The sequence below is a fragment of the Amycolatopsis sp. ATCC 39116 genome, assembly GCF_000231075.2.
In the GTDB taxonomy this organism is placed as follows: Bacteria; Actinomycetota; Actinomycetes; order Mycobacteriales; family Pseudonocardiaceae; genus Amycolatopsis_E; species Amycolatopsis_E tucumanensis.
In genome coordinates this window covers 281,481-306,794 of the sequence record NZ_AFWY03000002.1, presented here as the reverse complement: position 1 = coordinate 306,794, position 25,314 = coordinate 281,481, and the positions used below count along the sequence as shown (strand labels likewise).

Annotated in this window: 23 protein-coding genes and 1 pseudogene; 9 read left to right on the top strand and 15 right to left on the bottom strand. The window is 72.4% G+C overall.

Annotated features, from left to right (window positions below; translation table 11 throughout):
• Window positions 1–192: 192 nt before the first annotated feature.
• Window positions 193–1,590 (bottom strand): AMP-binding protein, encoded by a 1,398-nt coding sequence (locus AMY39116_RS0304140; RefSeq protein ID WP_020416445.1) that lies wholly within the window; start codon window positions 1,588–1,590, stop codon window positions 193–195.
• A gap of 124 nt (window positions 1,591–1,714) precedes the next feature.
• On the opposite strand from AMY39116_RS0304140, the gene AMY39116_RS0304135 reads away from it, so the two are divergent.
• On the top strand, window positions 1,715–2,776 hold the full coding sequence (locus AMY39116_RS0304135) for a DegT/DnrJ/EryC1/StrS aminotransferase family protein (protein WP_020416444.1): 1,062 nt from the start codon (window positions 1,715–1,717) through the stop codon (window positions 2,774–2,776).
• Between the two features lie 190 nt (window positions 2,777–2,966).
• Here AMY39116_RS0304135 and AMY39116_RS0304130 read toward each other — a convergent pair whose 3' ends face one another.
• Window positions 2,967–3,743, bottom strand: coding sequence for a hypothetical protein (locus tag AMY39116_RS0304130; protein WP_020416443.1), 777 nt, complete (start codon window positions 3,741–3,743; stop codon window positions 2,967–2,969).
• Window positions 3,740–4,168: an MmpS family transport accessory protein gene (locus AMY39116_RS0304125; protein WP_020416442.1), complete on the bottom strand. Its 429-nt coding sequence runs from the start codon at window positions 4,166–4,168 to the stop codon at window positions 3,740–3,742. The genes AMY39116_RS0304130 and AMY39116_RS0304125 overlap by 4 nt, the downstream gene beginning before the upstream one ends.
• Before the next feature lie 513 nt (window positions 4,169–4,681).
• Between AMY39116_RS0304125 and AMY39116_RS0304120 the strand changes: the two genes are divergently transcribed.
• The gene (locus tag AMY39116_RS0304120; RefSeq protein WP_027935617.1) at window positions 4,682–5,512 is read left to right on the top strand and encodes a helix-turn-helix domain-containing protein; all 831 of its coding nucleotides are present in this window, start codon (window positions 4,682–4,684) and stop codon (window positions 5,510–5,512) included.
• On the opposite strand, the gene AMY39116_RS0304115 is transcribed toward AMY39116_RS0304120, so the two are convergent.
• Window positions 5,502–6,620, bottom strand: coding sequence for an MFS transporter (locus AMY39116_RS0304115; protein WP_020416440.1), 1,119 nt, complete (start codon window positions 6,618–6,620; stop codon window positions 5,502–5,504). The genes AMY39116_RS0304120 and AMY39116_RS0304115 overlap by 11 nt on opposite strands.
• Window positions 6,621–6,674: 54 nt before the next feature.
• Here AMY39116_RS0304115 and AMY39116_RS0304110 point away from each other — a divergent pair, with 54 nt between their 5' ends.
• Complete coding sequence (locus tag AMY39116_RS0304110) at window positions 6,675–7,421, top strand: helix-turn-helix transcriptional regulator (protein WP_027935616.1); 747 nt, start codon at window positions 6,675–6,677, stop codon at window positions 7,419–7,421.
• On the opposite strand, the gene AMY39116_RS0304105 is transcribed toward AMY39116_RS0304110, so the two are convergent.
• The 9 genes from AMY39116_RS0304105 to AMY39116_RS0304065 form a co-directional block, all read right to left on the bottom strand.
• On the bottom strand, window positions 7,418–7,852 hold the full coding sequence (locus AMY39116_RS0304105) for a VOC family protein (protein WP_020416438.1): 435 nt from the start codon (window positions 7,850–7,852) through the stop codon (window positions 7,418–7,420). The genes AMY39116_RS0304110 and AMY39116_RS0304105 overlap by 4 nt on opposite strands.
• Window positions 7,853–7,872: 20 nt before the next feature.
• Window positions 7,873–9,249, bottom strand: coding sequence for a PepSY domain-containing protein (locus AMY39116_RS0304100; protein ID WP_020416437.1), 1,377 nt, complete (start codon window positions 9,247–9,249; stop codon window positions 7,873–7,875).
• Entirely contained in the window at window positions 9,246–10,784 is a 1,539-nt protein-coding gene (locus tag AMY39116_RS0304095; protein WP_027935615.1) for a copper resistance protein CopC, read from the bottom strand. Before AMY39116_RS0304095 ends, AMY39116_RS0304100 begins: the two co-directional genes overlap by 4 nt.
• Complete coding sequence (locus AMY39116_RS0304090; RefSeq protein ID WP_020416436.1) at window positions 10,781–11,542, bottom strand: DUF1775 domain-containing protein; 762 nt, start codon at window positions 11,540–11,542, stop codon at window positions 10,781–10,783. The genes AMY39116_RS0304095 and AMY39116_RS0304090 overlap by 4 nt, the downstream gene beginning before the upstream one ends.
• 106 nt (window positions 11,543–11,648) lie before the next feature.
• Window positions 11,649–13,946, bottom strand: coding sequence for a multicopper oxidase (locus AMY39116_RS0304085; protein ID WP_020416435.1), 2,298 nt, complete (start codon window positions 13,944–13,946; stop codon window positions 11,649–11,651).
• A 120-nt stretch (window positions 13,947–14,066) separates the two neighbouring features.
• Window positions 14,067–14,897: a hypothetical protein gene (locus AMY39116_RS0304080; RefSeq protein WP_235716052.1), complete on the bottom strand. Its 831-nt coding sequence runs from the start codon at window positions 14,895–14,897 to the stop codon at window positions 14,067–14,069.
• A gap of 204 nt (window positions 14,898–15,101) precedes the next feature.
• A complete protein-coding gene (locus AMY39116_RS0304075) occupies window positions 15,102–15,782 on the bottom strand; it encodes a helix-turn-helix domain-containing protein (protein ID WP_020416433.1) in 681 nt (226 codons plus the stop codon).
• Complete coding sequence (locus AMY39116_RS0304070) at window positions 15,782–17,554, bottom strand: copper resistance CopC/CopD family protein (protein ID WP_027935614.1); 1,773 nt, start codon at window positions 17,552–17,554, stop codon at window positions 15,782–15,784. Before AMY39116_RS0304070 ends, AMY39116_RS0304075 begins: the two co-directional genes overlap by 1 nt.
• Before the next feature lie 9 nt (window positions 17,555–17,563).
• On the bottom strand, window positions 17,564–18,181 hold the full coding sequence (locus tag AMY39116_RS0304065; protein WP_020416431.1) for a YcnI family protein: 618 nt from the start codon (window positions 18,179–18,181) through the stop codon (window positions 17,564–17,566).
• Between the two features lie 455 nt (window positions 18,182–18,636).
• Between AMY39116_RS0304065 and AMY39116_RS0304060 the strand changes: the two genes are divergently transcribed.
• The 4 genes and pseudogenes from AMY39116_RS0304060 to AMY39116_RS0304045 all read left to right on the top strand — a co-directional run bounded on the left by AMY39116_RS0304060 (window position 18,637) and on the right by AMY39116_RS0304045 (window position 21,915).
• Entirely contained in the window at window positions 18,637–18,957 is a 321-nt protein-coding gene (locus AMY39116_RS0304060) for a 2Fe-2S iron-sulfur cluster-binding protein (protein WP_020416430.1), read from the top strand.
• The gene (locus AMY39116_RS0304055; RefSeq protein ID WP_020416429.1) at window positions 18,954–20,171 is read left to right on the top strand and encodes an NAD(P)/FAD-dependent oxidoreductase; all 1,218 of its coding nucleotides are present in this window, start codon (window positions 18,954–18,956) and stop codon (window positions 20,169–20,171) included. Before AMY39116_RS0304060 ends, AMY39116_RS0304055 begins: the two co-directional genes overlap by 4 nt.
• A 57-nt stretch (window positions 20,172–20,228) precedes the next feature.
• A pseudogene (lhgO, locus tag AMY39116_RS42170) lies at window positions 20,229–21,409 on the top strand (L-2-hydroxyglutarate oxidase).
• A gap of 23 nt (window positions 21,410–21,432) precedes the next feature.
• Window positions 21,433–21,915 (top strand): permease-like cell division protein FtsX, encoded by a 483-nt coding sequence (locus AMY39116_RS0304045; protein WP_020416428.1) that lies wholly within the window; start codon window positions 21,433–21,435, stop codon window positions 21,913–21,915.
• On the opposite strand, the gene AMY39116_RS0304040 is transcribed toward AMY39116_RS0304045, so the two are convergent.
• On the bottom strand, window positions 21,912–22,436 hold the full coding sequence (locus tag AMY39116_RS0304040; protein WP_020416427.1) for a DUF3558 family protein: 525 nt from the start codon (window positions 22,434–22,436) through the stop codon (window positions 21,912–21,914). The genes AMY39116_RS0304045 and AMY39116_RS0304040 overlap by 4 nt on opposite strands.
• Before the next feature lie 108 nt (window positions 22,437–22,544).
• On the opposite strand from AMY39116_RS0304040, the gene AMY39116_RS0304035 reads away from it, so the two are divergent.
• Window positions 22,545–23,300, top strand: a complete 756-nt coding sequence (locus tag AMY39116_RS0304035) for an Asp/Glu/hydantoin racemase (protein ID WP_020416426.1) — start codon at window positions 22,545–22,547, stop codon at window positions 23,298–23,300.
• 67 nt (window positions 23,301–23,367) lie between these two features.
• Window positions 23,368–24,657 carry a serine--tRNA ligase gene (gene serS, locus AMY39116_RS0304030; protein WP_020416425.1) on the top strand — a complete coding sequence of 430 codons (1,290 nt, stop codon included), beginning with the start codon at window positions 23,368–23,370 and terminating at the stop codon, window positions 24,655–24,657.
• Here serS and AMY39116_RS42165 read toward each other — a convergent pair.
• On the bottom strand, window positions 24,654–25,169 hold the full coding sequence (locus AMY39116_RS42165; RefSeq protein WP_020416424.1) for a hypothetical protein: 516 nt from the start codon (window positions 25,167–25,169) through the stop codon (window positions 24,654–24,656). The genes serS and AMY39116_RS42165 overlap by 4 nt on opposite strands.
• Between the last annotated feature and the right edge of the window lie 145 nt (window positions 25,170–25,314).

The following is a 25,314-nucleotide window of genomic DNA, read 5'->3' as shown; positions in this document are numbered from 1 at the left end:
GCCCGCTCGCGAGGCGAGCGCCTACTCGGCCGATGCCGCGCCGGCAGGGAACCCGAGGCGGGCGAGCCGCCGCAGGGGCCGGGCGCCGGGTGGCAGGGCCCGAGGTGGCAAGCCGCCGTAGCGGCGGGGGCCGATCATCGGGGCTCGCTACACCGCACCGGTGCACGGGCGGCCGGCTGCCCGCCCCGCGGGTCAGATCTGCTCCTCCAGCGCCTGGTAGTCGATCTTGCCGCTGGCCAGCAGCGGGATCGTGTCGATCGGGCGGACGTCGAAGCCCGAGGCGTGCAGGTGCAGCCGGTCGGAGAGCGCGTGTGACGCCGCCTTGCAGGTGTCGGCCGCGGCGCCCTCCGCGAACAGCACCACCTTGTCATCCGCCGGGACGGCGGCCACGATGTCGATCCCCAGGCCCGTCGCGCGCGTCGCGGCCTCCAGGTCGTCCAGGCTGATCCGGTTGCCGAAGACCTTGCCGATCCGCTTGAGCCGCCCCGTGACGAACAGGAAACCCTCCTCGTCGAGGTACCCGAGGTCGCCGGTCGGGAGCACGCCGCCGCACTCGTCGCCCAGCGCGAGCTCCTCCGCGGTCGACGCGTAGCCCATCATCACGTTCGGCCCGCGGTAGACGATCTCGCCGGTGATCTTGGGGTGCGTGGTGTCGCCGCCGTCCGGGCGGCGGATCGCGAACTGCCCGCCGGGCAGCGCGGGCCCCACCGAGCCGATCTTCTCCGCCAGCCGCTCCGACGGCATGATCGCCATGCGCGGCGCCGCCTCGGTCTGGCCGTACATCACGAACAACCGCCCGCCCGCCGACCGCATCAACGTGTCGAACTCGGCGATCAGCTCCGGCCGCATCCGGCCGCCGGCCTGGGTGAGCGTGTGCACACCCGGGTTCGCGGCCGGGTCGAACCGCAACCGCCGCAACATCTCGTAGTGGTAGGGCACCCCGGCGACCGACGTGCACTCGTGCGCCGCGACCGTGTCCCAGAACCCGCGGCCCAGGATGCCCTCCCGCTCGACCACCACCGTCGCGCCGCTGACCAGGTGCGAGTTGAGCACGGACAGGCCGTACGCGTAGTGCAGCGGCAGCGTGGTGGGCGCCACCTCGCGCTCGTCGATGCCCAGCACGTCGGCGATCGCGTGCGCGTTGGTCAGGATCGCCTTGCGGGACAACCGCACCAGCTTCGGGTTGCCGGTCGAACCGCTGGTCGGCAGCAACACCGCGAGATCACCGTGCGGGCGGATCCCCTCCAGGTCGAGGCGCAGCCACTTCCCCTCGGCGGCCCGATACCCGGCTGGCGGCTCGGCGGCGGGCGCGTCCAGCACGGCCGCCGGGCGGAACCGCTCGATCAGGCCGGCCAGCACCGGGACGTCGAGCGCCGGGTCGACCAGCGCCACCGCGCGCCCGGCCTGCACCGCCGCGACGTAGGTGAGCACCCCGCTCAGATCGACGCCGGTGCGGGCGAACAACACGCCGTCCGGCAGGGCCGCGAGCTCGTCGGCCCGCCGTTCGACCTCGGTGATCAGCGCCGGACCGTCCAGGACGGCGCCGGTTTCGGCGTCGACGATCCGGGCGCCGGGAGCCAGCAGGGTCACCGGAGCGCGCCTTCCGGCCGGCCCGGACCTGCACCAGTCGGGTGGATGCGGTTTACCACGCGGGTTCCATTCGTACAGTCTTACGGACGCCTGAGCCGAACACAGTAAAGGAAACGCCGAGCCGATGATCCCCGTCACCGCGGTCGACGCCCGCGATGCCGAATCCCTCGTGGTGGAGGTGCTGCGGTCGGGAACGCTCACGCGGGGCCCGGTGGTCGCCCGCTTCGAGGACGCCTTCGCCCGCGCCGCGGGCACCGCGCACGCGGTCGCCGTGAGCAGCGGCACCGCCGCGCTCCGCACCGCGCTGGAGGCGCTCGGGCTCGGCCCCGGCGGCGAGGTGATCACGTCGCCGCTCACCGCCGCCGCGACGCTTCGCGCGATCCTGGCGACCGGCGCGACCGTCCGCTTCGCCGACATCACCCGCGACGACTTCGCGGTCGACCCGGACGCGGTCGCGGCCGAGATCACGCCGGAGACCCGCGTGATCCTCCCGGTCCACCTCTACGGCCAGACCGCGGACATGGGCAAGCTCGCCCCGCTGGCGGAGGAACACGGGCTGCACCTGGTCGAGGACGCGGCCCAGGCGGTCGGCGCGACCTTCGCCGGGCGGGCGGCCGGGTCGTTCGGCGTCGGCTGCTTTTCGTTGTCCGCCAACAAGATCGTGACCACCGGCGAGGGCGGCGTGGTCACCACCGACGACGCCGGGCTGGCCGATCGCCTGCGCCTGCTGCGCGACCACCGCATGTCCGAACTGCACGCCGCCGTCGGCATCCCGCAGCTGGACCGGCTGGACGAGCTGCTCGCGGCGCGGCGGCGCAACGCGCGGCAGCTGTCCGTCGGCCTGGCCGGCACGCCCGGGCTCACGGTGCCCGCCGAGCTGCCCGGCCGCGAGCACGCGTGGCACCGGTACAGCGTGCTGATCGGCCCGCACGCGATGCTCGCCCGCGACGAGCTGGCCGCCGAACTGGCCCAGCGCGGCGTCGAAACCGAGGTGCACCACCCGAAGCTGGTGTTCGACCACGACCGCTTCCGTGAGCACCCGCAGATCCCGGCCGTGTCCCGGCAGGACTTCCCGGTCGCGTTGAAGGTCACCGAGGAGGTCCTGTCGCTGCCGGTGCACCCCGCGCTGTCCGAGGCCGACGTGGACACCGTCGTGCGTGAGGTGCGCGAAGCGCTCGGCGCGTGACCTGCGCTGTCCGATGTGGACGGGCACCGGACGGCGCGGCGCTTTCTCGGGCAGCGGGGTTTTCTCAGGCAATTCTTGGGTACCACGGATTAGCATGGAGGTCGCCCTGTAATGCGGACAGGGCCCCTGGGATCCAGCGGGCGGGCGGAACGCCCGCTGGATCCCCTTCGCCTCCCGCACCGGGAGGAGTCTATTCGTCCGTTCGGCGCAAAATCCAGGTCCGGCCGAGCTGGATTCCGACGAGTGCGATGAGCAGCGCGGCGAGGATCGCCGGGCTTTCCCACGGCCGTGGGTCGTCCGCGGGCAGCGCCTCGGCGGTCGCCGCCACGCGGGATCGTCCCAGTGCCACCGAGTCGAACTGCGCCTGCGGGACGGTGCTCTGCACCTCGTAGTGCGATCCGGGCGCGGGGAGCGCGCCGGCCGGGCCGTCGCCCTGGTACGGCGGCGGCTCGGACGGCGCCCCTCCCCCAGCCGGGCCGCCCGCGGGCAGCGAGGGCTCCGGCGGGGCGAGCGTGGGCGGCGGTGGTGGCGGCGCGGTCACCGGGTCCGCGGGCGGCGCCTCGGCCCGGACAACGGTGATGCGGCAGGTGCCGGCCAGCAGACCGTGCACCGGGCCGACGAGCACGTCGAGCACCGGGCCGACCACCGAGATGCCGGTGAGCCGCGCGAGCACGGCGTCCGCGATGACGTCCCCGGCGATCCCGGCCGGGCCTGCCGTGGGCAGCTCGATCGGCGGGGTGGCGCGCCACGCGGTCTCGAACGCGGGCACCAGGACGTTCAGCGGGTCCAGCGGCGCCAGCACGGACACCACCGGGTCGAGCACGGCGAGCGGGCTCAGCGCGAGCTCGTCGCCTTCGGTGACGGTGGCGACGCAGCTGTCCAGCACCCGCGTCTCGGCCCGCGCGGCGGGTGCGGCCAGCAGGCCGAACGCCAACGCAGCGGCCACGATCGCGGCGCGGGCCCTCATGGCCGGATCACCGAGGAGCAGGAGACGGAGGTCCAGTCGTCCAGGGCGTTCGCGCTGTGCACGACCACGCCGTCCACGGAGACGGCGCAGCCACCCGGACTGGCCGCCATCACCTGGACCACGCCGAGCGCGGGACCGACTTCGAGGTCGAGCTCCAGACGCCACGGCAGGGGCACGTCGCGCAGCGTCTCGGTGCGGTTGACGCCGTCGATGACGTACCGGATCTCCGGCGCGAAACCGGAACCGGTGACCTCGTAGACGACCCGGTGCGCGCTGCGCGGCAGCTCGAAGGACGTGCGGCTGAGCGGCTGGCCGGTGCTCAGCGCCTGCAGCGCGGTGGCCGCGCCGACGGGCACGACGGCGGCGCCGATCAGCCACGGCAGCCACCACGTCCGCCGGGCGATCCGCGTGGCCGTGTCGCTCATCGTGCTCGCTTTCTTGGACGCTTCTCAGGTTCCGTGCGGGCGGATGTGGAAACCTGGGGAGAGCGTCATCCTGGCACGCGGATCGGCGGCCTGACCAGCCTCGCCGATCGGACCGGGAAGCATTTCCGGAAATACGCGTTCACGTCCGGGAAACATTTCCGGGAAGCGCATTTCCGCAGGCCGCGGCCACGCGCCCGGCGCCGGGGACCGGCCGGACGAGGCGACCCGAACCCCGCCCGGCGACAGCGACTCCGGCCGACGTGAGGCAAATATGTGCCAGGCCCGGCGCGCCGGCGGCGGGCCTCCCCGGGGCGGGCGTGACACATTTATGCCTCACCCGCCGGACGCGATCACTTTCCCGGAAAAATCTCCGGCAGCTCTTGTGATCGGCACTTAACAATGCGGGCACGAGGCGGATACATGAGGGGTCGTAATGTCCGTTGTGCCCGCCAATCGCCGAAAGGAAGACGATGCGCGCACCGCATTTGCCGCGCAGCTCGCCGGGGCCGGATCATGACGACACGTGACGCCCGCAGCCTGTCCCCCGATGCACTGGAAGCCCTCCGCCGACGGGCGGTCGCCGCTGTCGAAGCGGGTGTGTCCCGGTCGGAGGTGGCGCGCCTGTTCGGCGTGTCCCGCAAGACCGTCGGCGCCTGGGTGCTCGCCTACCGGCGCCAGGGCGAGGACGCGTTCCGCCCCAAGACCCGCGGCCGCCGCCCCGGGGAGCAGCTCGCGCTCTCGCCGGCGCAGCAGGCGTGGACCATCAAGACGATCATCAGCGGGACGCCCGACCAGTACGGTCTGCGGCACCGGCTGTGGAGCCGCCCGGCCGTGGTGGAGCTGGTCAACCGCGAGTTCCGGATCCTGCTGAGCCCGGCGACCGTCGGGCACTACCTGGTGCGGTGGAGCCTGATCGACGAGCCGTACCTGCAGGAGATGATGCGCAGCCGCGTGACCGCGACGGTGCCGAGGCCGCGCGGCGTCCCGGCGGCCGCCGAGGAGTGGATCCCGGAGGCGGAGGTGCTGTGGGTGGCGTGGACGCGGCCGCACGCGCCCGCCGACCGCCGCGCCGCATCGCGGCAGAACCTGATGTCCGGGTTCCGCGACTACTTCGGCGACGTGAACGTGCTGATCGCGATGTCCAACCGGGGCGTGGTGCACTTCCGGGCCGGGCTGGGCCCGTTCGACACCCCGCACGCGGAGGACTTCCTGCACCGGCTGATGCACCAGCTGGGGCGCCCGCTGAACGTCGTGGTGTGCCGGTGGCCGCTGCAGCACTACGAAATGCTGCAGGCTTGGCCGCGGCGGCACTCCGGCCGCATCTCGGTGCGCTTCAGCCTCTGACCGGCTCGTCCACAGTGGACAGCAGGAGCAGGCCGAGCGCGGGCAGCGCGATCAGCGGCGCGAGCGCGGTCCGCAGCGAGGTGGCGTCCGCCAGTGCGCCGAGGACCGGGCTCGCGAGCCCGCCGATGCTCACCGTCAAGCCGAGCGTGATGCCGCTCGCGGTGCCCACCCGGCTCGGCAGGTAGTCCTGGCCGAGCGTGACGTGCAGCGAGAACGGCACGTACAGGCCGGCGGACGTGCCCGCGACGAACAGGTAGAGGAGCGGGCCGGGCACGAACACCACCCCGGCCACGGACAGCGTGGTGAGCGCGTAGGACCACCGCACGACGGGGATCCGGCCGAACCGGGCGGCCAGCTGCCCGCCCGCCACCGTGCCGACCGCGCCGCCGACGTAGAGCACGAACAACGCGGCGGTGCCCGCGAGGCTCCCGCCGCCGGTGCGTTGTTGCGCGTAGAGCGAGACGAACGTGCTCAGTCCGATGAAGACGATGGAGCGGCACACGATCGCGCCGGACAGCTTCGCGAAGGAGGCCCAGTCGTTCCGGCCTGCGCCCTCGCGCGTGGGCGCCGCGGTGCCGGAGATCCGGCGGAGCGCCATCGCGCACAGCACCGCGCCGACGGCGGCGGGCAGGGCCAAGAGCGGCGAGAACGCGAGCCCGCCGGTCGCGACGACGGCCGCGACGAGCAGGGGCGCGGTGGCGAAGCCGACGTTGCCGCCGAGCGAGAACCAGCCCATCGCGGTGTGGCTGCCGCGGCTCGCGAGCCGGGCCACGCGGGCGGCTTCGGGGTGGTAAGCGGCGACGCCGATGCCGGAGACCGCGACGGCCGCCACGGTCAGCGCGTACGAGCCGACGCCGGCGAACGCGACGCCGAGTCCGCTGGTGAGCGCGCTGACCGGGAGCAGCCACGGCATGGACCACCGGTCGGCGAGCGCGCCGAACAGCGGTTGCACCACCGAGGACAGCAAGGACGCGGCCAGCACGACGCCGGAGACGGCGGCGTAGGTGTAGGCCCGCTCGGCGACGAAGAACGGCACGAGCGCGGCCACCGCGCCCTGGTAGACGTCGACGCACGCGTGCCCGACCGCGAGCAGGGGGATGGTTCGCACCGGCCCATCGTCGCCGTGGCGGGAGCTGGCGCGCTTCCGTTAATCTGCCAGATGATGTCGGAAACCCGCCACCTGCCGCACGCGCCGACCCGGACCCAGGTCCTGGCGCCGGGCGAACGCATCGACGCGCACCGCCACGACGAGCACCAGGTGGTCTACGCCGGGTCCGGTGTCCTCGCCGTCACCACGGACGCGGGCACCTGGTTCGCGCCCGGCACGAGGGCGATCTGGGTGCCCGCCGGCTGCGTGCACGCCCACGTGGCCCACGGCCGGACCGACCTGCACCTGCTCGGGCTGCCCGCGGCCCCGAACCCGCTCGGCCTCGACGAGCCGGCCGTCCTCGCGGTGAGCCCGCTGCTGCGTGAGCTGATCCTGGCCGCGACCGCTGACGGTCGGAGTTCGCCGGAGCAGCGCCGGTTACGCGCGGTGCTGGTGGACCAGCTGCGGGCCGCGCCGCGGGAGCCGGTGCAGCTGCCGACGCCGTCGGACCCGCGGCTGGTGGCGGTGTGCGAACTGCTGCACGCCGACTGCGCCGACCCGCGCACGCTGGCGCAGCTGGGCGCCGCGACCGGGGCGAGCGAACGCACCCTCAGCCGCCTGTTCGCCGCCGAGCTGGGCATGTCCTTCACGGCGTGGCGGACGCAGTTGCGGCTCTACCACGCGCTACGGCTGCTGGCCGAGGACGTCCCGGTGACGACGGTGGCGCACCGCTGCGGCTGGTCCTCGGCGAGCGCGTTCATCGACGTGTTCCGCCGCGCGTACGGCCACACGCCCGGGACGCACCACCGCCGCGGCGGCTAGTCCAGGCAGAACTCGTTGCCCTCGATATCCAGCATGGGGATGCAGGACTCGTTGAACCCGTCGGCCTCCAGGACCTGCACGCAGGTCGCCCCGAGCTTTTCCAGTCGTTCGCGCTCGGCCTGGAGCGCGGCGAGCCGCTCGGCGCCGACGAGTCCGGTGCCGACCCGGACGTCGAGGTGCACCCGGTTCTTGACGACCTTGCCTTCCGGCACCCGCTGGAAGAACAGTCGCGGCCCGGCGCCCGTCGGGTCGACGCAGGCGAACGCCGCTCCGCGCCGCTCCGGCGGCAGCGAGCTGTCGTAGTCCGCCCACGAGTCGAACCCCGGCGGCGGCGGTGGCACGACGTACCCGAGCACCTCGCACCAGAACCGGGCGACGCGCTCGGGATCGGCGCAGTCGAACGTGATCTGAACCTGCCTGACCGAACCCATCCGACCACCATAGCCAGCCGCTACCTGGCCCGCGGCACCGGCTTCTTCCGGCGCTGCAGCGTGGAAATCGCGGCGTCCACCGCCAGGAACACCAGCAGGCTCGCCCCGAACACCGGGAGCACCCACGTGATCGCGACGATCCCGAGGAACCCGGCCGCCGTCATCGGCAGCGACAGCTGCTTCCAGGCCGCCGTCGGCAGCGCCTTCCACTTGCCCTTGTACGGGCTGCGCACCCACCACATCCGGTAGCCGAGTCCGATGAGGACCAGCAGGCCGGTCACCAGCACTGCCAGCACGATCTGGTTGGCCAGCCCGAACAGCGTCCCGGTGTGGAACTCCGCCGCGACCGACGTCAGCTTCGCCAGGAACGAGTAGTCGTCCCAGCCGATGTGCTCGGTCACCTCGCCGGTGAACGGGTCGACGCTGATGTTGTCGCGCTGCAGGGGGATCCCGGCCGCGCGCTCCATCACCGTGTACACCGCGCCCGCCCGCGCCGGGGCCGTCACCAGCAGCTCCCCGTGCAGACCCTGGGCCTGCGCGATCTCCAGCACCCGGTCGACGCCGATCGGTTCGACACCGTCCGGGACGGCCACCGGCGCGGCTACCAGCGTGGGCGCGCGCAGGCGCATCGGGTCGTGGTCCTGACTGCCGCGACCGCCGGTGAACTGCGAGATGAGCAGTCCGCTGACCGCGATCACCACCAGGCCCGCCGACAGCCACAACCCGAGCGGACCGTGCAGCCCGCGCAACCGCAGCCATCCGCCCTTCGTCTTGCGGGGCGGGACGAACAGGTCGCGGGTGCGCGTGCGCCGCCGCGACTGGGCGAGCCACAGCACCAGTCCACCGAGGACGATCACCGGCAGCCAGCTCGCGCACAGTTCCGCGTACCACCGCCCCGGCTCGCCGAGGTGCAGGTTGCTGTGCAGGTCCCGCAACCACGTGTTGGCGGGCATCCGGTTGCCTGCCGTGGTCAGCTCCCCGTTGATGTAGCCGGTGTACGGGTCGACGAACACGGTGCGCGCCTGCCCGTCCTCGCCGCCGGCCAGACCGGGCACCGACAGCACCACGCGGGTGGTGCGATCCGGCTCCGGCGACGTGATCACCTGCCGCAGAGCGGCTTCCGGGTGCGCGGTCATCGCCGCGCGAACCTGTTCCGACACCGGTTTCGGCGTCGCGCCGACCTCGTTGACGTACAGCTGCGAGTGGTACAGGTTGTCGTGGATCTGCGGGCTGAACACGTACACCAGCCCGGTCAGGCTCAGCACCACGAGGAACGGCGAGACGACGATGCCCGCCATGAAGTGGACCCGGCGGGCGATCACCCGCAGGCCGTTCATCCCGCGTGCCGGCTGCTTCTTCCGCTTTCCCGGTGTGCGGGTCTCGGTCGTCGTGCTCATCGCACCTCGATGACGCCGTAGATGACTTCCTGCTGCCCGTCCGGCGCCCGCGCGGTCAGGGCCAGCTCCCACGGCCCGGCGGACGGCACGGTCACCGAACCGGCCAGGTGACCCGCCTCGGCGGGCGCGAAGGACACCGGGACCGGCGCGCCGGACGGCGGGGCCAGCTCGGCCGTGATCGTCGTGCCCGGTTTCGCGTCGAGGACCGTGACGTGCACCTGGTTGTCCCCCACCCGCGCCGGGACGACCGCGAGGTCGAGCGCGCCGGTGGACAACGCGAGCCGCACCAGCGGGGCCTGCGGAGCGGGCGCGGGACCGGCGGGCACCACGGACAACGCCGTGCTGACCCCGACGAGCGCAACCGCGAGCCCGGTCTGCACCAGCGACAGCCGTCCGGCCAGTGCGAGCAGGCCCAGCGCCAGCACGAGCACCGCGAACCCGGCCCACAGCCAGCCGGCGAGGCTTCCGAGGTGCTGCCACACCTCCGCGCCCGCCGTCACCGCGAGCAGCCCGGCGCACACCACGACCAGCGCCTTCGGCCGGTCGGCGACCTCACGGAACCGGCGCAGCACCACCAGAATCCCGGCGAGCACGGCCAGCGCGGTGAGGTGCACGACGCCCGCCACGACCGAACCGGGCCCGGTGAAGCTCCACGTCGCCACGACCGCGGCGGTGCAGGCGAGCACGGTGCCGCCGCGCAGCCGCCGCTCCCGCGCCGACTCCGCCGGGGCCATGGTCAGGAACTGCGCGATCCCGATTCCGGCCACCGCGACGACGAGCAGCCGCGCGAGGTACACGTGACCGGTCGCGGACTCCAGCACCCCGGACACGAGGCCGCCGTCGAGGATGTCGGTCAGCGGCAGTTTCGCGGCGTACGGGCCGAAGGTCAGCAGCGACAGCACGGTCCCGCCGAGCAGCCCGCCCCACGCCCAGGCCGCCAGCCGACGGACCACAGTGGACTCCGCGCCCGCCGGCCACCCCACGGCGACGAACAACACCACCCCGGCGAGCAACGCGAGCGCGGCGAACGCGAGGAACTGTGCGACCGCGTGCGCGACCGTCACCACCACCCCGGGCCGGGCGTCCAGCGCGGGCGGGGCCTGCACCGGGCTGCGTGAGGCGAGGTCGAAGGTGAACGTCCCGGTCGCCGCGTCCGTCCCCTTCACCGGCACGCTCCAGGCGATCGTGTAGGTGCCCGCGTACTTCTGCTTCGGCACCGGCACGGAGAGCGTGTTGTCCCGGCCGTCGGCGTGCACCGGGCGGCCGGGGTCGACGGGGCGCTTGTACGGGTCGGTCATCCGGATCGTCGACAGCCCGGCGGGCACCGGCCGGTCGAAGGTCAGGACGATGTCGTCGGGCCGGGTGACCTGGCCGTTGCCGGGCGCCGACGACACCAGCACGGGCGCCTCCGGCGACACCGGCGAGGCCAGCGTCAGCAGCGAGGTCCAGCAGGCCGCGACGAGCAGCAGGAACGGGAGCAGCCGTGCCGCGCGGCGGTTCCGCGGGACGGCGGGCGGTCTGGCCAGCGTCGTCATCCGTTGCTCACCTTCTCCGGCTCGGGCTTCGGCTCGGGTTCCGGCGCGCGGCGGTGCAGCAGGTGGGTGCGGAGCCCGACCAGCGCCACCACCAGGAACGCGAGCCCGAGCACGCCCCACAGGAAGGCGAACGGGGTGATGCCGCCGCTGTTCGCCTGCTCTTCGGCCTGCTGCTCGGCAGCCGCGGCCACCTGATCGGCCCGGTTCGCTTCGATCACCGCGGGCGGCGGCGCGCCCTGTGCGGCGTTGGGACTGACGACGATCACCGGTGCATTGCCGGCCGCGGCGGAGAACCGGTCGGTGGCGCCGCTGGTGTAGCCCTGAACGGTTTCGAGCACCAGGTCGCCCCGCTCGGGCAGCGGGCCGAGGGTGACGAGGAACTGTTCGAACTGGCCGGGGCCGACCGCGCCGCCCTCCAGCACGATCGAGCCGACGACCTGGCTGATCGGGCGGTCACCGGACTGCTGCGGCGGGTCGAGCGGGCGCGGGTTGATCCTGGCGGTCCAGCCGCGGGCCGGCTTGACCTCGGCGAAGGCGATCGGGGGACTCTGCGGGAACACGATTTCGAGCCGGTTGCTCTGGGTGTCGGTGCGCTGGTTGGCGAGGCGGAAGGCGAAGGTCTCGGTGCTGCCGCCCTTGACGGAACCGGGCACGATCGACACCTGCGCGGCGGCCGGGGCGGCCAGGCCGAGCAGCGCGCACGAGGCGAGGAACAGCGCGGACAGGGCACGCGCGAAGGACCTGGGGGATGCGGGCATGGCGGTCTCCTGAACGGCCGTGGTCCGGAGCGGGCTGGCCGCTCCGGACCACGGTTTCCCTCACGGGGTGGATGGGTCGATCAGGTTGAGCTGCTGCGGAACCAGCTCAGCCGATCGGGTTCAGCTGCTCGGGGGTCAGCTTCTCCCGCCAGCCGGCGGGCACCTGCTGCGACCAGCCGTTGTAGACCAGCGGGATGGGCAGCACGCCCTGACCACCCATGCCGGGCTGTCCGGTCAGCGTGCCGTCCGACTTGGTGTCCGCGGTCGGCGCCAGCACCAGCTGACCGACGATCGCGGCGTCGGTGATGTTCCCGTCCATGTTCGGGTCGATGTCGATGACCTGAGCGGCGTTCGAGAACTTGTTCGACACGTAGGCGTAGTACCCGCCACCCTTCTTGGCACCGAAGTTGATGCCGTGGCAGCCCGCGTTGCAGGGCAGCTCCTTGACCACCTTGTCGGTCTTCGGATCGACGACCGAGACGGTGGCGCTGAAGGTGTTCGCGGCCAGCAGGGCCTTGTCATCCGGGCTCACTGGGAGCTGGATGGTCAGACCACCCCACGGCTTGGTGCCGTTCCGGCCGGTGACCGGGTTGTAGTTGTCCCACAGGTCGATGCTCGCGTTGTGGACCTTCTTGCCTTCCTTGACGCAGGCGTCCTCCGCGAGCGAGACGCACGAGATGCTCCCGCCGAGGAAGTCGGCCATGTAGAACTTCGACTGGTCGGACATCATGCTGGAGGCGATCGGCAGTTCGCCGGTCGGCTCCTTCCGCCAGGTGCCGGTCTCGTTGTCGATCACGGTCGCGTCGTACGGGTTCACGTTCGGCGTGATCGTGGTCTTACCGTCCGAGCTGAGCCAGAAGGCGTGCGGGTGCTGCGGGAAGTCACCCGGCGGACCCACCGGGATGCGGCGGTCGATCTTCTCCGCGCCCGGGGACAGCTCGACGACGTCCGTGCCGCCGTTGATGGCGACCTGAACCTGGTCGGTGTCGGTGCGGGTCATGACGTGGGACGGGTCCGGTCCGACTTCGATCGTGCGCACGTGCTCACCGGTCGCCCGGTCGAACACCGACAGCTCGTCGTCGAACCACTCGGTCTGGTACAGGTACTTGTAGTTCTTGTCCGTCCACATGTTGTGCGGGTTGTTCATGTTGATGCTCGAACCGGAGATCTTGCGGTCGACCGTCCAGTTCTCCACGTTGACCTTCGTGGCGGCACCGACGTAGTCCTTGCCCGCGTACTCCTCCATCTGGGTGTCGATCCAGACCTCACCCACGCCAGGGGTCTGCGGCGGGGTCAGTTTGTCCAGGGTCTTGGGGTACCCGAACTTCTGGTCGTAGTAGGCGTCCAGGATCGGCACCAGCACCGGGTTGCCCTGGGCGTCGTACTGCAGGATCGGCGCCGGCGGGAAGACCGGGTTCCACTGCGACGACTCGGTGGTGCTGAACGTCTGCCAGTTGTCCGGCACCGTCGCGGTGAAGAAGATGCGCACCAGCTGCTGGATGACGTCCGCGTTGGACGGAACCGTCAGGTCACGCGAGTTGACCTTCAGCTTCTTGCCGAAGTCCAGGCCGATGGTGAGCGGGTCGTCGACCACGGTCGCACCCAGCATGTACGGGTGGATCGTGCAGGTCCACGCGTACAGACCGGGCTCGGTCAGCTGGGTGGAGTCCGAACCGGCGAACGCGCCCATCTGCTCGAAGAACGGGGCGCCCTCGGGCCAGATGAGCGACGTGATGTCGTGCAGGGACTGGTTCTTCGGGCTGCCGATGGTGAAGTTGGCCGTGATGGCCGGGCCCTTCACCGCGAACGTCGCCAGGTCGTCCAGCGCCTTCTGCAGGTCCAGTCCGACCGGGAGGCTGTCCAGGCTGATGGGCTGGTCGGCAGGCAGGCTCGCGACCTCGGCCTGGAACTGGCTGAGCAGGCCTTCGGCCTTCGCCGCCGACGTCGCCGCCCGCGGTTCGGTGGCCGCGATGTTCCGCACCGCCGACAGCGTGCTGTCCAGGTTCAGCAGGTCGGTCAGGCCGCCGAGCTGCCCGAGGGACGGCATCGCCTTGGCCGGGTCACCGGAGGCCAGGCCGGTCAGCGAGTCGACCAGGTCCAGGTTCAGCAGCCCACTGGACTGGGCCGTGTCGAGCTGGCCAAGCGGCAGGTTCGGCAGGCCGAGCGCGCCTTCCGGCAGGCTCGGGATGATGCTGCCGTCCAGCGCGGACGTGCCGAGGCGCGGCAGCTCCGCCACGGCCAGCGACTTGCCGCCGAACAGCTGCAGGCCCGAGTCGAACCAGTTGCCGTTGCTGTCGTTCAACGTGAAGGTGATCGGCACGGGACCGACACCCACTGGCAGCGCGGCGGCCGGCACGGCGGCCACCGTCGTCGCGCCCAGCGCGACTGCTGCCAACGGGATCACCGTTTTGAGACGGCGGGACCGCCTCTTCCCGGCTCCCGGGGGAGCGTTTTCGGGCATGTGCTTCCTTTCTCTCCACAACCGTCCGAACCCGTTCGGACGGAAAACCGGAATGCGCGGCGTTCAGGTGTTCAGCGGGCCGGTGCGCGCACTGAATACTTCCCCGCGCATTCGCCGCACCCAGGTGCGCACCAATTGCGCGCTCACCAGGGTGAGGGCGAGAGTCGCGAGCAGAACCGGCTGAGACAATTCGTCCCGGGTCACCGGCAATGCTTCCGCGGTGCCCGTCGGCCGCTGTGTGCTCACCACGTCGGCTTTTCCGGCGGCCACGGCCTGCGGTGGCGTGCCGGGAGCGCCGAAGTTGAGCGCGGGACCGAACGGCAGGGGGTCGGCGAACCCGAAGCGCGCGGTGGCGACGGCACCGCTGCTCTCCTGGGCGGCCAGGCGACCACCGGACGGCGTCGCGGCGCTGTTCCCGCTCGGCGCGGAGGACGGCGTCGTGGTGGGCGCCGCCGCGGGTGGCTGCTGCTCGCCCGAGCCCGGCGCTTCCGGCTGGGCAGGCGGCACGAGGATTTCGCAGGTCGAGCCGACCACTGAGCCCACCGTGTCGGTGAGCGGCTGCAGGATCGGCCCGAGGAGCGGGAGCTCGTCGGCGATGTCCACGCCGGGGAGCAGGAGGTCGCCGTCCGGCGCCGGCGCCGTGCAGTCGGCGGCCGCGACCGGTTCCTCGGCACCCGCTTCGGCGGCGCCGACGGTCATGCCGCCGAGGCAGCCCACCGTCAGCACACCGGCCGCGAGATGACGTCGGAATCGCATTCTTGGCCTTCTCTCAGGAATTTCGCCGTCCGTTGTGGAAACCTTGATTCCGGGATCATCGTGGCATGCCCGGCCGATCCTGACCAGAAGCCCGAAAACGCCCGCGAGCGACCTTTTCGCGAATGTTTCCGGATCCACGACGCGGCGCTGAACAGCCGCTTTCCCACGCCGCGCGGAACACTTTTGCCCTGGCCGTCACCCGGTCGAGCGGCCGAATCCGCGGAAATCACCTCGGAGATTTTTCGCGCACCGGACATGTTCACCGTTCCGAAACAAGCGATCGCGGGCATGCCGGAGCCCCCGCGGCGCGAAGTGCACCACGGGGGCTCGGGTTCGAGTGGTTCAGCCGATGGTCAGCCCGGCGATCACGTTCCGGTCCGCCGAGCACCACCCTTCCAGCAGTTCCCCTTGTGCCGCAGGCCATTCCCTGACGACCGCGGTGACTTCACGTGCGAGCTGCATGCGCAGCCGGTTGCGGAAGTCGACGAGCTGCGTCACGTCGAACGGCAGCCGCCCGGCGCGGAAGAACACCAGCCCGCGGTTCGTCACCGCCACCAGCGCGTGCAGCCCGCGCGGCGCGGTCCAGCGCACCGCCAGGCCGTCGCCCACGTGCTCCCGCGGCCCGGTCAGGCCCCAGCGGGTCAGGTAGCGGTCCGCCGTCGCCGGGCTGATCCGGATGCCGAACTCGCGCTCGACCAGCTCGGTCACCGCCCGGCGCGTCCACAGCAGGTGCGGCAGGCCGGCCGCGTCGGGCAGGCCGGCGGCGACCACCGCGACGATCCGGTCCTGCTGCTCGCCGGACAGGGCAAGGCACTCACCCACCCGGCGGCCCCGGCGCTGCGGCGGGAACGCCTGCTCGCCGGAGGCCTGGTAGGCCCGGACCCAGACGCCCACGGTCTTGCGGCTGACCCCGAGCATCGTCGCGACCCGGCCCTGCGACAGGCCCGCCGTCACGGCCGCCACCGCGCGGCGGCGCAGCCGTTCCAGTTCCGGTGCGGACAACCTCCGCGCGTCCGTGGTCATCAGCGCGCTCCCAGCGGGATCCGCACGACCGCCTGGTCCACTTCGGACGTTCGCACGGTGACCGCCAGCTCCCACATTCCGGGCATGCTGACCGGCACGTTCACCGCGATGGCGTGGTCGCCGCCGATGAACTGCAGCGCGACCGGCAGCGGGCCGACCGATTTCGACGGCAGGCTCAGCGACGCGGTCAGCTCGGCCACCTGCTTCGGCCGCCGCTGCGCGTCCAGCACCGCGAGGTGGACTTCGTTGCGCCCCACCGCTCCCGGGGTCACCAGCGCCGCCAGCTGCCCGGCCCCGGCCGGTCCGCCGCCCGCGTCGAACGGCAGGACGACGTTCACCGGGCCGGTCCGCGCCGGAACCTCCGCCTCCGCCCGCTCCCTGGCCAGCTCGGCGGTGGCCGGCTCGGCGCTCACCAGGAACGCCGTCACCCCGAGCACCACGGCGGCCAGCACGGCCTCGGTCGCGACCATCCGCCGGAACCGGCTGACCTCGCGCTCCGCCGGGCCGCGGTAGGCCTTGCGCTTCTTGGACACCACCGGCGCGTGGGTGTAGTGCCTGCGGACCCACTGCCGGGCCAGCGCGCCCAGCAGCACGAGCACCACCACGAGCCCGAGCTTCGCCAGCAGCACCGCGCCGTAGCTGGTGGCGAACAGCGCCGCCAGGCTGCCGACCTCGCGCCACGCCTGGTAGGTGCCGGTCACCACCAGCACGGCCACGCAGACCAGCGCGGTGCGGGAGAACCGCGGGATGGCGATCCGCATGCCGAACACGTCGCCCGAGCGCAGCAGCACACCGAGCAGGACGGGCAGGCCGCCGAGCCACACCGCCATCGCCACCAGGTGGATCGCGTCGACCGGCAGCGACAACGCGACCTGCGAGCCGGTGACGCTGTGGTTGGTCAGGCTCCAGGTGATCGCGAGGGCGGCCCCGGCCGTCAGCACCAGCGCGGCCCGCCGCCGGTGGTCGCGGGCCTGGTACTCGGCGAACGACGTCCGCCGGAACACGTGGACGAGCACGGCGGCGATCAGTCCCAGCAACGCGACGCGCACGACCAGCAGCAGCCCCATCCGGCTGCCCACTGTCGCGCCGAGAACCTTCGGATCGAGCAGATCGGCGGCCGTCCCGGCGGCCGAGTACGGCCCGTAGGACACGAAGGCCAGCACCGTCGCGCCCAGCAGCGTGCCCCACCCGGTCCACAACATCCGCCGCACCGCGGGCATCGCCTCGCCGCCCGGCCAGCACGCGGCGACGAAGAACGCGGTGCCCAGCAGCAGGGCCACCCCCGCGTAGCCGAGCCACCGCGCCACCGCGTACAGCGCCGACACCACGCCGTCCGCGGTCTGCTCGCCCGCGTTCGCCGCCACGCCGCCGGTGACCGAGCCGACGCTGAACGCGAAAGCGCCCGGCACCGGGTGGGCGTCGGCGGACACCACGCGGTAGCTGACCGTGTAGGTGCCCTCGGTGAGACCGGCCGGCAGTGTCACGGCGACGACGTCCGGTTGCCCGGGCGGGTGCGCCGGGGCGGACACCCCCGCGACGGCGGCGCCACCCGGCCCGAGCACCGTCACCTCGGCCAGCTCGACCGGCTCGTTGAACCGCAGCGTGACCTCCCGCGGCGCGGTCTCCAGCACCTCGAAACCGCCCGGGGTCGTGCCGATCAGCACCGCGTGCGCGGACGCCTGACCCGCTCCGCCGAGCGCGGCGGCCACGAGTGCGCCGAGTACGACGACCAGGCGCGCCGCCCACCTTGGCGTGCTCCCGTCCCTGCTCATGGCGCGGCCCTACACCCGGATCGTTTCGCGCTCGTCGGCGGCGGGGGCCGGCATCTTGCGGCGGATGGCGGCCCAGCCGAGCGCGACCAGTCCGACGGCCAGGCCCGCCCCGCCGAGCACGCGCGCGGTGGTGTCCGAAGTGGACGCCGGCGCGGACGGTGGCGCGACGGACAGCGTCGGTGCCGGGTGCTCCGGCTCCGCCTGCCCCGCCTGCGGCACGTCGATCCACCGCACGACCTGCCCGTCGGAGTAGGTCTGCAGGGTCTTCAGGATCAGCGTTCCCGCGGGCGGCGAGGCGATGCTGACCGGGAAGTCCTGGTAGGTGCCGACGGGGATCCGCCCGCCCTCCCAGACGATCGCGGTGACCGCTTCGCTGATGGTGCCGTGCTCGGTGGCGACCGGTTGCGGGAGTTCCGTCGTGGTGACGGACACGCTCCAGCCCGGCACGGTCTGCGGGGTGACCGAGGCCAGCGGCTTGTCCTCGGGGAAGCGGACCTCGAGGCGGACGGTGGTGGCGTCGTCGCGTTCGTTGGGCACGCGGAAGGAGACGGTGGCGCGCTCGCCGGGTTCGGCGGTGTCCGGCGAAACCGAGACGTGCGCCCACGCGGCCGGTGGCAGCAACAACATCGCCGCGATTCCGGCAAGGGTGGCCATGACAGTGCGACGCAAATGCGGTGCGCGCAATGCGGATCCTTTCGGTTGTCACCGCGACGGCGGAAGTCGCGGCGTTGCCCAATACTGCCGGTGCTCGTGTCGCGGAGGTGGCACCACTGTTAACGACATGTCACAAACCGTTCCCGAGAAGCGGCCGATGCTACCGGTAAGGCAAATTCCGGCCACTTCGCTCGTCGCGTTTCCGCAGGTCAAGACCAGTGCTGCCCGGAACCTCTTTTTCCGCGCACGATTGCCGCGAGTCGGCTGAGGCAATATCATCCCAACTCGCCGGCCACTCCTCCCTCGACGAAATCTTCCGCACAGCAGGCCCCGCGCGAACCGGGGTCGGAACTAACATTTCCGAAATACCCGGCTGTTAGCGTTCTGCGGGCAACACGCCGCCGGCGAGGAGAGGTGGGAGCAGCGTCATGCCCAAGATCACTTATGTTCAGCAGGACGGCTCGGCCGAGTCGTTCGACGTGCCGGCAGGCATGTCCGTCATGGAGGCCGCGATCGAAGCCGGGGTCGGCGGGATCGTCGCCGAGTGCGGCGGGAACGCGATCTGCGCGACCTGCCACGTCTACGTCGACCCCGGCCAGGTCGAGAAACTGCCGCTGCCGCAGGCGGACGAGGACGCGATGCTGGACAACACCGCGTGCCCGCGCGCCGAGAACAGTAGGCTGTCCTGCCAGATCGAGATCACCGAGGAACTCGACAGCCTGACCGTGACCGTGCCGGAGGAACAGTGACCGACGTCGTGATCGTGGGCGCGGGGCAGGCGGGTTTCCAGGTCGCCGCCTCGCTCCGCGAGCAGGGGCACCCGGGCCGGGTGGTGCTCGTCGGGGACGAGCCGGGCGTGCCGTACCAGCGGCCGCCGTTGTCCAAGGCCTACCTCTCGGGTGCCCTGCCCGGCGAGCGGCTCGCGCTGCGGCCGCAGGCGTTCTACGACAAGCACGACATCGAGCTGGTGTGCGGTCGCGCGGTCGGGATCGACCGGGACCGCCGCCGCGTCGCGCTCGCCGACGTGCGCGAACTGGAGTACGGGCACCTCGTGCTCGCCACCGGGACCCGAAACCGGGAACTGCCGGTGCCGGGCGCGAAACTCGACGGCGTGCTGGGCCTGCGCACCCGCGAGGACGCCGACGCGCTGCGCGAGCGGATCGGCGGGGCGCGGAACGTGGTGGTGATCGGGGGCGGGTTCATCGGTCTGGAGTTCGCCGCGGCGGCGGCCAAGCTCGGGTTGTCCGTCACCGTGCTGGAGGCGTCGGACCGGCTGATGCGCCGGGCCGTGTCGCCCGCGGTGTCGGCGCACTACCGGGAGCTGCACGAGCGGCAGGGCACGCGGGTGCTGTCGGGCGCGTCGGTGGTCGCCCTGCACGGCGGCCACGAGGTGACCGGGGTCGAGCTGGCGGACGGCTCGGTGCTGCCCGCCGACCTGGTGGTGGTGGGCATCGGCGTGGTGCCCAACGCGGAGCTGGCGGCCGACGCCGGACTGACCGTGGACAACGGCATCGTGGTCGACGAGCACCTGTCCACATCGGACCCACGCATCTCCGCGGTCGGCGACTGCGCGGTCTACCCGAGCCGGCACGCCGGCGCCCCGCTGCGGCTGGAGTCGGTGCAGAACGCCGTGGACCACGCCCGCTGCCTGGCGGCGCGGCTGACCGGCGCCGCGGAGCCGTACGCGTCGGTGCCGTGGTTCTGGAGCAACCAGTTCGACGCGCGGCTGCAGATAGCGGGGATCAGCGCGGGCCACGACGAGGCGGTCGTGCACGGCGACCCGTCCGCGGGTTCGTTCTCGGTGTTCTGCTTCCGCGCGGGGCAGCTCGTGTGCGTCGAGTCGGTGAACCGGACACCCGACCACATGGCGGCGCGCAAACTGTTCACCGCGGGCGGTTCACTGGACCGCGAACTGCTGACGCCGGGCTTCGACTTCCGGCAGCACGTGGCCGCCCTGACCTGAGGCCCGTCACCCGAACGGCCCAGCGCCCCGGTCGTCGGCGTATACGCTGTCGGCGTGGTGAACCGGGTTGTCGTCATCGGTGGCGGAATCATCGGGCTCGCGACCGCGTGGGAGCTGACCCGGCGCGGGTCGGCGGTGACCGTGCTCGAGAAGGAAGACCGGTGGGCCGCGCACCAGACCGGCCACAACTCCAACGTCGTGCACGCCGGGCTGTACTACAAGCCGGGATCGGCGAAGGCGCGGATGTCCGTCGCGGGCAACCGGTCCATTGTGGACTTCGCCAGGGAGCACGGGGTGCCCGTCGAGGTGTGCGGCAAGCTCGTCGTCGCGACCAGCGAGGCCGAACTGCCCGCGCTGGGCGTGCTCGCGCAGCGGGCCGAGGCGAACGGCGTCCCGGCGAAGCTGATCAGCGCCGCGGAGGCCCGCGAGTACGAGCCCGAGGTGTCGTGCGTGCGGGCGCTGCGGGTCGAGTCCACGGGCATCATCGACTTCCCCCGCGTCTGCACCGCGCTGGTCCGGCTGCTCACCGACCACGGCGCCGACCTGCGGCTGAGCACCGCGGCGCGCGGCATCCGGCCCGGCCGGGCCGGCGGCGTGGAGATCGCCACCGGCGACGAGGTGCTGCGCGCCGACGCGCTGGTCAACTGCGCCGGCCTGCAGTCCGACCGGATCGCCGAGCTCGCCGGGCTGCGGCCGAGCGCGCGGATCGTCCCGTTCCGCGGCGAGTACTACGAACTCCGGCCGGAGCGGCGGCACCTGGTGCGCGGCCTCATCTACCCGGTGCCCGACCCGGCGCTGCCGTTCCTCGGCGTGCACCTGACCCGCATGCTCGACGGCAGCGTCCACGCCGGGCCGAACGCGGTGCTGGCGCTGCGGCGGGAAGGCTACCGCTGGCGGGACGTGTCGCCCGCGGACCTCGCGGACGTCGCCCGCTTCCCCGGCTCGTGGCGGCTCGCGCGGAAGTGGGCCTACCCGACCGGGCTGGAGGAGGTGCGGCGGTCGCTGTCGAAGCGCCGGTTCGCGGCCAGCCTGGCGCGGCTGGTGCCCGCGGTCGGCCCGCACGACATCGTGCGCCACGGCTCCGGCGTGCGGGCGCAGGCGCTGCGCCCGGACGGTTCGCTGGTGGACGACTTCCTCATCGAGACCGCGCCGCACCAGGTGCACGTGCTGAACGCCCCCTCCCCGCGGCGACGAGCGCGCTGGAGATCGCCAAGCACGTGGCCGACCAGGTCGGCTGACGCCGGCCTGCCAGGATGATCAGGTGACCGACAGACCCGTCGCCGCGGCCGTGCCGCGGCGGACCAGGAGCATCCCGGTGTGGGTGTTCGTCCTCTCGCTCGTGCTCGCCGTCGGCGCCGGCCTCGGGGGCGGCGCGCTCCTGTGGGCGGGCGAATCGCCCGCGGACCGGCAGGCCGCGGAGGCGCGGGACCAGTGCGAACACCAGATCACCGTCTACTTCAACGGCACCGACCCGGACCCGGTGATGTCCGCCGCCGCGGACCGGCTGCGCGGCGACGCCCGGTTCGCGAGCGTCCGCACCCAGACCCGGTTGGAGGCCTGGGCGGAGTTCAAGCGGATCTTCGCCGACGACCCGGACCTGCTGAGCAAGTCCCGGCCGGAGGCACTGCCCGCGGCCGTGGTCCTGATGACCCGGCCGGACACCACGCCCGAGCAGGTGGCCCCGGACCTGGAGCAGCTGTTCCCCGGCGCGGAGGTCCGGACGCTGGGCCCCTGCTCGCCCTAGCGCTGCGGCAAGTGCGCGGCCACGATCGGCGCCGCGCGTTCGGCCACCACGCACGACTTGCTCGGGTCCAGCAGGTTCTGCCCGCTGAGCACCACGAACTCCATCTCGCCGAGTTTGACGGCCAGGTTGCACAGCCAGTCGCCCATGATGGAGCTGTAGTGCTGCCACGTGATGCCGCCGATCTGCTTCTCCCCGAGCGGCTGCGCGGCGAAGTACTCCTCCATCGTCTGGTCGGTGCCGTAGTAGGCCTGCAGCGAGTCGTCGAGGCTGGCGTCCGGGTCGAGTGAACGCCACTCGCAGCCCGGCGGCACCCGGTAGGAGGGCTGGGCCGCCTTCGGCGTGCCAGGGCCGAGCCCCAGCTCGGCGGCCTCGTCGGTGGTGAGCAGCGTGCACGGGTCGGTCGAGCCGGCCGGCGCGACCGTGATCCGCCCGGGCGCCGGCTGCGGTGTCCCGCTGACCGTGGTCGTGCACGCGCTGACCAGGCCGGCCGCTGCCACCACCGCGGCGATCCGCCACCTCACTGAATGCCTCCCCGGACCAGGTTTAACCGCTCGGTAACTCGCGGCGTGATCGGTTGTCCCACGCCGAACCTAGCCTGGCGGGCGCTGCCGGGAGAGGGAGACGCCGCGATGACAGCTGATCCGTTCGAGATCACCCTGCCGGTCCAGACCGGGATCGGTGTGGTCGCGCCGTTCGACTTCGCCCTCGACCGGGAGCTGTGGCGCTGGGTGCCCGACCACGCGTGCCTGCACACCACGCGCCTGCCCTACCTGCCCGAGCCGGTCACCGTGCAGCTCGCCGAGGCGCTGGCCGACCCGCACGGCGTCCGCCGCGCCACCCGCGACCTGCTCGTCCCCGAACCCGAGGTGGTCGCCTACTCGTGCACGTCCGGCAGCTTCATCGGCGGCGCCGCGGGGGAGGCCGCGCTGGTCGCGGCGATGCTCGACGCCGGGGCGCCACGCGCGGTCACCACCTCCGGGGCGATGGTCAGCGCGCTGGAGTCGCTGGGCGTGCGCCGGGTGGCGGTAGTGACGCCGTACGTGGACGCGGTCACCGACCGGCTGGTGTCGTTCCTCGCCGAGTACGGCATCACCACGACCGCGAGCGTCGGGCTCGGCATGCTCGGCGAAATCTGGAAGATGACCTACGCGCACGTGCTGGCCGCGGTCGCCGAGCTGGACACCACCGGCGCCGACGCGTTGTTCGTGAGCTGCACGAACGTCCCCACCTACGACGTGATCGAGCCCCTGCGGCGGCGGCTGGGCATCCCGGTGCTCACGGCCAACCAGGTGACCATGTGGTCGGCCCTGCGCGCCGCCGGCGTGCCACTCGACTGGGACCTGGGCGCGCCGTCGCGGCGGGAGATCGGGCTGCCGACCGGGTAGCGCGAAACCCGCTGGTCGGGCTCGTTACGCTGGAGCGCATCCGTACCGGCTCGCACCAGGAGTACTGATGCACGACCCCCGCCAGCTGCTCGACCCCGAGGTGGACGCGGCCGCCAAGCTGCGCCGTCGCGGGTACGTGCTCGACACCGACCACCTGAGCAAGCTGGTGAGCAGGCGGTCCTCCGTCATCAGCGAGGGCGACCAGGCGCGGGCCGAGTCGAAGAAGGCCGCGGCCGAGGTCGGCGCCGCCGCCAAGCGCGGTGAGGACGTCACCGAGCTGCGCGAGCGGGCCCGCGAGCTGAAGAACCGGATCACCCGGCTCGAGGAGGAGCAGCGGGAGGTCGAGGCGGAGCTGCACGAGTTCCTGCTCGGCATCCCGAACATCCCGCTCGACGAGATCCCGGACGGCGCCACCGAGGAGTTCGCCGAGGAGGTGCGCCGCGTCGGCACGCCGCCGGAGTTCGACTTCGAGCCGCTCGACCACGTCGACCTGGGCGAGCGCGCCGGGATCCTCGACCTCAGCCGCGCGACGAAGCTGTCCGGCCCGCGGTTCGCGGTGTTCAAGGGCGCCGGGTCGCGCCTGCAGCGCGCGCTGGCCCAGTTCTTCCTCGACGTGCACACCGGCGAGCACGGCTACACCGAGTTCAGCCTGCCCGCGCTGGTCACCAGGCAGACCATGACCGGCACCGGCCAGCTGCCGAAGTTCGAGGAGGACCTGTTCCGCACCGGGGTGGCGGACCGGGAGCTGTTCCTCATCCCGACCGCCGAGGTGCCGCTGGTCAACCTGCACGCGGGCGAGATCCTGCAGCTGGAGGACCTGCCGCTGCGCTACACCGCGCACACGCCCTGCTTCCGCTCGGAGGCCGGCTCGTACGGCAAGGACACCCGCGGCCTGATCCGGCAGCACGAGTTCTCCAAGGTCGAGCTGGTGCAGTTCGTCGAGGAGGAGCGTTCGCGCGAGGCGCTGGACGAGATCCTGTCGCACGCCGAGGCGCCGCTGCGCAAGCTCGGGCTGCCGTACCGGGTCATCAAGCTCGCGGCCGGGGACACCGGGTTCTCCGCGCAGATCACCTTCGACGTCGAAGTGTGGCTGCCCAGCCAGGGCACCTACCGGGAGATCTCGAGCGCGTCGGACACCGGCACGTTCCAGGCGCGCCGGGCGAACATCCGCGGCAAGGGCAAGGACGGCAAGCGGGCGCAGATCGCCACGCTGAACGCGTCCGGCCTGCCGATCGGGCGGACGCTGGTGGCGGTGCTGGAGAACAACCAGCAGGCCGACGGCTCGATCCGGATCCCCGAGGCGCTGGTGCCCTACACCGGTTTCGCGGTGATCAACCCCGACGGCAGCACGGCCTAGAGCAGCCTCGCCGTCTCGTCCAAGAGGCGGCGCTGGATCTCCGCGCCGCGGCCCGATTTGGGGCAATCGAGCGGCTGGGCGTCCCGGACGGAGTAGTAGCCGCCGGAGGCGAGGGTGTCGTCGGTCGCGAGCCGGGTGATGATCCCGGCTGCGCGACGCGGACCGCCGATCCGCAAGCCGCGCAGGGTCTTTTCGAGCAGCCCGGCGAACGGCAGTTCCCGGCCGAGGCCGGTGGTGTCGAAGCCGGGGTCGCAGCACACGGCGGAGCCGCCGGTGCCCGCGAGGCGGCGGGCCAGTTCCTGGCTGAACACGATCGCCATAAGCTTCGTCCGGCCGTAGTGGACGGACGACTCGCGGCGGGTGTATTCGCCGGTGAACGCGAGGTCGCGCGCCGGGTCGACGCTGGGCGCGTGCCGGGCCGCCTCGGAGGCGACCGTGACGACCCGCCCGGTGATCCGTTCCCGCAGGAGGTTCGTCAGCGGCCACGGTGCGAGGTAGTTGACGGCGGTCATCTCGGCGAAGCCGTCCGGCCAGGAACGCGTCGACCGGCTGCCCGGCCACGCGGCGGAGCTCGTCCACCTTCGCGCTGAGGTACCTCACTACTTTCCGAGAGGTGCAAATGCCGGAAGCCGGGAAGATCGGGCTGCGCTACCTGAC